Raw genomic sequence first — 6,964 nt, 5'->3', positions numbered from 1 at the left:
CTGCGAGCCTTCGTAGAAGTTGATGGTGACGCGGCCTTCGGTGCGCTCGTTCACCAGCTCGGCGAAGCGCTTGGAGGCCTGCGTGACCGGCGCGCCCGGCGGGTTGATGCCGCCGAAGGTCCAGGTGACGTCGGCGCTCGCGGCGGAGGCGGCCAGCAGGCCGGCGATGGTGAGGGACGCGAGGGGGAGATGTTTCATTGTTGTGTTCCTGTTGGTCATTCAGTTGGTCTTGGCGAAGCGCTGCGCGCCGAAGCTCGCGAACTCGGGCGGGCGCTGGCCGTTCATGATCCACTGCGCGAGCGGGCCGCGATGGGCCGGCGCAAGCGTCACGCCGGAATGGGTCGTCGCAACGAAGATCCCCGGATGCGAGGGGCTCTCGTCGTAGACCGGGTTGCCGTCCGGGGTGAGCACCCGCAGCGCCGCCCAGCTCCGGACCACGCGCAGGTTTCCGATCTCGGGCAGCAGCCGCACCGCCCGCGCCGCGAGCTGTCGCATCCCCTGCCCGGTCGAGCGGTCCTCGTCGGTCTCTTCCTTGGTGTCGCCGATGAGGATGGTGCCCTCGGCGGTCTGCCGGATGCCCGAGGTCACCGCCGGGAGGATCGGGCGGGCGCGCTCGGTGACGAGGATCTGGCCTTTCTGGCCGCGGACGATCTCGGGGATGCCGAAGGGCGCCGCAAGCCTGTTCGTGGCGAGCCCGGCAGCGATCAGCACCTTGGGGGCGGTCGCCCGCAGCCCCTCGGCCTCGATCCGGTAGCCGTCGCCCTGCGGCTCGATGGCGCTGACCTGCACGTTCGAGATGAGCCTCGCGCCGGCCTTCTGCAGCGCGATGCTGAGCCCGCGGTAGAGCGCCAGCGACTGGCAGGCCCCGTCGAGCGAGGACATCGACGCGCCCACCACCCCGGGACCCACGTCGGGCATGATCTCGAGCAGCTCGTCGCGGCGGATCATCCGCACGTCGTCGCCCGGCAGCTGGTGCGCGGCGACCCGGCCGATCATCTCGGCGCGCTTGGCGAACTCGTCCTCGCCGAGGCAGAGGTGCAGCCCGAGCCCGGCCTCGTAATGCGTCTCGACGCCCGAAAGCTCGCGGATCTCGGCCTCGAGCGCGCGCCATTCGCGCACCGCCGTCCGGGTCCAGGTGGCGTAGTCGCGGTTGCCCGCGCCCTTGCTCTGTGCCCAGACCAGCCCGAAGTTGCCGCGGCTGGCACGAAAGCTGGTGTCTGAGGAATCGAGGACCAGCACCCGCGCCCCGTCACGCGCCATGCCCAGGGCCGTCGCTGTTCCGACAAGTCCGCCGCCGACCACGACAATGTCCCAATGTCCCAGATCCGTCACCTGGCGCCTTTCGTTGCTGAGAAACCTCCGGCGATTAAGGGGACGCGGCGACCATAACGCAAATATCATTGCGTTTACGTTGTATGCGATTTTGTTATAGGCGGCCCCCTCCCGAGGGACGGGTGCCGCGCGCCGATAGCGGTGGCGCGGAAACGCACAGTGACTGTGCGCTCACATGCAGACGGCACCCCGAACATGACGCCGTCACTCCCGCTCCCACCGCTACTATATATGAATTTTTGACCGATCGGTCACTGCATCACATTTCAGAGACCGATCCCACAGGGGCATGACCCTGCGTCATAGCTGCCTTGCACCCCCTTGAGCCCCGCTTGCGCGACAGCGTGACGCGGCGTAGGCGCACGATGTCGCACCCTCCCCGGTGCACCGACGTTCCCACCAGATTCATACGGCAGGACACCCGAAATGACCGACCTTCCCGGATACCCGAGCCGCCGGAGCTTCCTCAAAGCTTCCGCCGCAGGTGTCGCACTCACGGGGCTGGCCGCTTCCGCGCAAGCGCAGGAAAGCACCCCCCCCGTTCCCCTCGAAGACTACGACCGCGCCTATCTGAATGCCGACGAATGGGCCTTCGTGATGGCCGCGACCGCACGACTCATCCCCTCGGATGGCGATGGCCCCGGCGCCATCGAGACCCGCGTGCCCGTCTTCATCGACCTGCAGCTGGCCGGTGACTACGGCGCCGCCGGCGACTGGTACATGGAAGGTCCGCACGACCCCTCCGCCGAGCCCGCGCGCGGCTGGCAGTCCCCGCTGAACCCGGCCGAGGTCTACCGTCAGGCGATCCCCGCCTTCGACGCATGGTGCGAGGAGACCCACGGCGAGATCTTCGCCAAGCTCTCGCCCGAACAGCAGGACGCCTCGCTGACCTCGCTGCAGAAAGGCGACGTCGGGCTTCCGTCCGAGCTGCGCGACTTCTTCACCATCCTGCTCGCCAACACCAAGGAAGGCTACTTCGCCGACCCGATCTACGGCGGCAACCACGGCATGCAGTCGTGGGTCTACATCGGCTTCCCGGGCGCCCGCGCGGCCTATCGCGCATGGCCCGAGCGGCACAACGTGAAATACCCGCTGGGTCCGGTCTCGATCAGCGGCGAAAGGGCATAAACCATGGCACGTCAGGAACAGAAAAAGGACGTGGTCATCGTCGGCCTCGGCTGGACCGGCTCCATCGCGGGCATCGAACTGGCGCAGGAAGGGCTCGAGATCGTCGCGCTCGAACGCGGCCATGACCAGAACACCGTCCCCGACTTCCAGTATCCCCAGCAGATCGACGAGCTGAAATACGGCGTCCGTCTGAAGATGATGCAGAAGCTGTCGCAGCAGACGCTGACCGTGCGCCGCAGCGGCGACGAGACCGCCCTGCCCTACCGCTCGCTCGGCTCCTTCCTGCCCGGCAACGGCGTCGGCGGTGCCGGCACCCACTGGAACGGCCTCAACTGGCGTCCGCAGCCGGCCGAGCTGAAGCTGCGCTCGCACGTGGTCGAGAACTGGGGCGAGGGCATCATCCCCGAGGGCATGAACCTCGGCGACTACCCGGTGAGCTACGACGACCTCGAGCCGTTCTTCACCCAGTTCGAGAAGGTCGCGGGCATCTCCGGCTACGCCGGCAACCTGAACGGCGAGATCCGCGAAGGCGGCAACCCGTTCGAGGGCTGGCGCTCGGAAGACTACCCGATGCCGCCGCTGCCGACGACCTACGACTCGTCCAAGTTCCAGGCCGCGGCCAAGGCGATGGGCTACCACCCGTTCCCGGCCCCCGCGGGCATCGCGTCGACCGCCTACGTCAACCCGTACGGCATGCAGATGGGCCCCTGCAACTTCTGCGGCTTCTGCGAGCGTTTCGGCTGCTACCAGTACTCGAAGAGCTCGCCGCAGACGACGATCCTCGACGCGCTGAAGCGCTACCCCAACTTCAGCTACCGCACCCAGTCCGAAGTGCTGCGGGTCGAGCTTGCCGCCGATGGCAAGACCGCGACCGGCGTCACCTACTGGGACGACGCGGCGCAGGAAGAGGTCTTCCAGCCCGCCGACATGGTGATCCTGTCGAGCTACCAGCTCAACAACGTGCACCTGATGCTGCTGTCGGGCCTCGGCGAAGCCTACAACCCGCTCACCGGCGAGGGCACGCTCGGCAAGAACTACGCCTACCAGATGAACGGCGGCATCACGATGTTCTTCCGCGAGGAAGAGTTCAACCCGTTCGTCGGCCACGGCGCCAACGGCATGGTCATCGACGACTTCTCGATCAGCCAGAACGACTTCGGCGCCGAGGGCTTCATCGGTGGCTCGTACTGGCGCTCCGGCACCTTCAACGGCCAGCCGATCCGCAACATGCCGCTGCCTTCGGGCACCCCGGCCTGGGGCGCCGGCTGGAAGCAGGCGATCGGCGAGAACTACGGCCACGCCATGTCGATCGGCTCGCACGGCTCGCACATGGCCTATGCCAACAACCACCTCGACCTCGATCCGACCTACACCGACCGGCACGGCCGGCCGCTGATGCGGATGACGTTCAACTGGCAGGACAACGACCTGCGGATGAACCAGTTCATGAAGTCGAAGATGGAACCGCTGGCTGCGTCGATGAACCCCGATCTCATGCAGGCGGGCTTCAAGAACATCGGTGCCCAGTATGACGTGCGTCCCTACCAGACCACGCACAACACCGGCGGCCACATCATGTCCGAGAACGCCCGCGAGGGTGTGGTCAACCGCTACAGCCAGACCTGGAAGGCGCACAACGTCTTCGCCATGGGCGCAGGCAACTTCGTGCAGAACACCCAGTACAACCCGACCGGGCTCGTCGGGGCGCTGGCCTACCACACGGTCAACGCGATCCGCACCCAGTACCTGTCCAACCCGCGTCCGCTGGTCTGAGGAGAATACCCATGAAAACCTTTCTCCGCATCGTCGCGGGCCTCGTCGTGCTGGGGGGCATCGCGCTCCTGGCCTTCATCTTCGTGCCGGTTCAGCGCACGCAGCCGGTGGCCGAGCTGCCCGCCGACTGGCAGCCGGAACCGGGCCAGGGCGAATATGTCCTGAACGCCTCGGACTGCGTGGCCTGCCACACCTCCGACGAGGGCGCCCCCCTCGCCGGCGGAAAGGCCATCGCCTCTCCCATGGGCACCATCTGGTCGACCAACATTACCCCCGACCCCGAGACCGGGATCGGCGACTGGTCTTTTGACGACTTCCGCGGCGCCATGATCGACGGCGTCGAGCCCGACGGGACCCACCTCTACCCGGCCATGCCCTACGAGAACTACCGTCTGATGACGGAAGAGGACATGCGCGCCCTCTACGACTACCTGATGACCGAGGTTCAGCCGGTGAAGAACGAGGTCGAAGAGACCGCGCTCTCCTTCCCGTTCAACCTGCGCTTCGGCATCCGGGCGTGGAACTGGCTCGCGCTCACCCACGGCCCGGGCTTCACCCCCGCCGAGGTGTCCGACGTGCAGGACCGCGGCCAGTACCTGGTCGAGGGCCCGGGCCACTGCGCGGCCTGCCACAGCCCGCGCTCGCCCTTCATGTCGCAGGACGGCGTGACCGTGGACGATGCGAACTTCCTCGCGGGCGGCGTCATCAACGGCTGGAACGCTCCGGCGCTCCGCGGTGAGGACAGCGACCTGAACAGGTGGACGGTCTCCGAGACCGCCACCTACCTCGCCACCGGCCGCAACGCCCACTCCACCGCCAACGGCGAGATGGGCCTCGTGGTCGAGCACTCGCTGCAGAAGCTGACCGACGAGGACAACATCGCCATGGCCGCCTTCCTCAAGGGGCTTGACGGCGACGCGGTCGAGGTTCCCGAGACGCTGGCCCCCAGGGCCGGTTCGATCGAGGTCCCCGAGGCCGACAAGGCGGGCGAGGCGGACACCGCCATGCTCATCGACTCCGATCCCGACATGCCGCTCGGTGCGCGTCTCTACACCGACAACTGCATCGGCTGCCACTTCGCCACCGGCAAGGGCGCGCCCGAGATCTTCCCCGAGCTTCAGGGCAACAGGCTGGTCAACGGCTCCGAGACCAAGCCGCTGATCTCGGTGATCCTGAACGGCGCCGAGGTCGCCTCGACCGCGAAACGTCCGATGACCCTGCGCATGCAGGGCTACGCCGACCGCCTGTCGGATGAAGAGGTCGCCGAACTCGCGACCTGGCTCCGCGGCGCATGGGGCAACGACGCCCCGGCCATCAGCGCCGCCGACGTCGCGGCGGTCCGCGCCAGCGCAGCCTCGCACTAAGCCCGAACGGCCCCAGTCACGCCCGTCGTGACCGGGGCCCACCAGACCCGAAAAGGCCCCCGGACAGCGCTCCGGGGGCCTTTTTCATGTGGCGGCGCAACGGCTCCCGCCAGTTTCCGCAGCGCAGCTCCCCCGATGGCCGGGCCGCTGCCCCTCCCCCGGCCGGCAGCAATCCGCGATTGACGCGGGGGCGGACTCTCTGCCATGACTGCGCCATGTCCGGTCCCGAAGCAATCGCCTCGGGCGAAAGAGGGAATGCCGTGCGGCGCCTCGTGCGCCAATGCGGCAACTGCCCCCGCAACTGTAAGCGGTGAGCAGGGCCGATCATGCCACTGGAGAAATCCGGGAAGGCCGGCCCCGAGCTGAGACCCGCGAGTCAGGAGACCTGCCGGACGACGCCTCCCGGAAGGGGCGTTTCCACCGGGCGTCGGGGTGAGCGCCGGAGCTGGTATCCGGCTTGCCGCACCGCGGCCTCCCGGTATGGGCTCGACCGTCCCGCCGTCCAAACTGACCTGCGCCGGGTGTGGCGCATCGGACAAGGACGAAGACCTGTGAAGACCATCCTTCTCGCGGCCGCGACCGCGCTGGCGATTCCCGCCACCGCCTCGGCCCACTTCCTGCTGGAATACACCGAAGACACCATGATCGAGGCGCCCGGCGAGGTGCCGGTCAAGCTGATCTTCTGGCATCCGTTCGAAAACGGCCATGTCATGGATCTCGAGATGCCGCAGGAGTTCTTCGTGCTCCACAACGGCGAGCGCACCGACCTGCTGGGCACGCTCGAGCCGGTCACCTTCACGGGCGGCGAGAACGAGGGCGCGGCCCTCGTCGGCGCGGTGCCGGTGCGGCGCTCGGGCGACTACGTGCTGGTGACGGTGCCGCAGCCCTACTTTGAGGCCTCCGAGGATCTCTATATCCAGCAGATCACCAAGGCCTTCCTGAACCGCAACCAGCTGCCCACCGACTGGGCCGAGCCGGTGGGGCTGCCGACCGAGATCGTGCCGCTCAACAAGCCCTACAACGTCATCGCAGGCTCGACCTTCAGCGGGCAGGTGCTGCGCGACGGCGCCCCCGCCGCGGGCGTCGAGATCGAGATCGAGCACATGGCCGCCGAACCCGACATGACGAGCGGCGCCGCGACCCGGCCCGTGGTCACCCCGCCGCCCGGCGGCTCGGTGGTCGCGGTGCCCGGCCCCGACGGCACCTTCACCTTCGGCGTGCCCCGGGCCGGGCACTGGGGCTTCGCCGCGCTCGGCTCGGGCCCGGTGACCGAGCACGAGGGCAAGGAACTCAGCCAGGACGCGGTGATCTGGATCCGCGCCTGGGATCTGGAATAGACAGGAGCACGGGCCCATGCACATCGTTGA

At 67.9% G+C, this 6,964-nt stretch carries 5 protein-coding genes, 1 pseudogene and 1 riboswitch; of the genes and pseudogenes, 4 read left to right on the top strand and 2 right to left on the bottom strand.

Translation table 11 applies throughout. The features are described 5' to 3' along the window. Positions 1–198: pseudogene (locus HC022_RS15850) on the bottom strand (hypothetical protein); the annotation flags it as partial. Positions 199–219: 21 nt separating this feature from the next. Next, positions 220–1,332, bottom strand: coding sequence for an FAD-dependent oxidoreductase (locus tag HC022_RS15845; RefSeq protein WP_167453087.1), 1,113 nt, complete (start codon positions 1,330–1,332; stop codon positions 220–222). Between the two features lie 426 nt (positions 1,333–1,758). Between HC022_RS15845 and HC022_RS15840 the strand changes: the two genes are divergently transcribed. The 4 genes from HC022_RS15840 (at position 1,759) to HC022_RS15825 (ending at position 6,934) form a co-directional block, all read left to right on the top strand. Then, positions 1,759–2,460, top strand: a complete 702-nt coding sequence (locus tag HC022_RS15840) for a gluconate 2-dehydrogenase subunit 3 family protein (RefSeq protein ID WP_008887756.1) — start codon at positions 1,759–1,761, stop codon at positions 2,458–2,460. Positions 2,461–2,463: 3 nt separating this feature from the next. After that, the gene (locus tag HC022_RS15835) at positions 2,464–4,233 is read left to right on the top strand and encodes a GMC family oxidoreductase (protein ID WP_008887846.1); all 1,770 of its coding nucleotides are present in this window, start codon (positions 2,464–2,466) and stop codon (positions 4,231–4,233) included. An 11-nt stretch (positions 4,234–4,244) separates the two neighbouring features. Then, positions 4,245–5,597 (top strand): cytochrome c, encoded by a 1,353-nt coding sequence (locus HC022_RS15830; protein WP_167453086.1) that lies wholly within the window; start codon positions 4,245–4,247, stop codon positions 5,595–5,597. A 203-nt stretch (positions 5,598–5,800) separates the two neighbouring features. Continuing rightward, positions 5,801–6,005: riboswitch (cobalamin riboswitch) on the top strand. A gap of 143 nt (positions 6,006–6,148) precedes the next feature. Further along, complete coding sequence (locus tag HC022_RS15825; RefSeq protein ID WP_167453085.1) at positions 6,149–6,934, top strand: DUF4198 domain-containing protein; 786 nt, start codon at positions 6,149–6,151, stop codon at positions 6,932–6,934. The last annotated feature ends 30 nt before the right edge of the window (positions 6,935–6,964 follow it).

Source organism: Salipiger sp. HF18, from assembly GCF_011806505.1.
Taxonomy (GTDB): Bacteria; Pseudomonadota; Alphaproteobacteria; order Rhodobacterales; family Rhodobacteraceae; genus Salipiger; species Salipiger thiooxidans.
This window is presented reverse-complemented; position numbering and strand designations above follow the sequence as displayed.

What these genes read in the sequence shown, in the direction of transcription:
- HC022_RS15830 (WP_167453086.1), top strand. Translation starts at nt 4,245, where the DNA reads ATGAAAACCTTTCTCCGCATCGTCGCGGGCCTCGTCGTGCTGGGGGGC.
- HC022_RS15835 (WP_008887846.1), top strand. Translation starts at nt 2,464, where the DNA reads ATGGCACGTCAGGAACAGAAAAAGGACGTGGTCATCGTCGGCCTCGGC.
- HC022_RS15840 (WP_008887756.1), top strand. Translation starts at nt 1,759, where the DNA reads ATGACCGACCTTCCCGGATACCCGAGCCGCCGGAGCTTCCTCAAAGCT.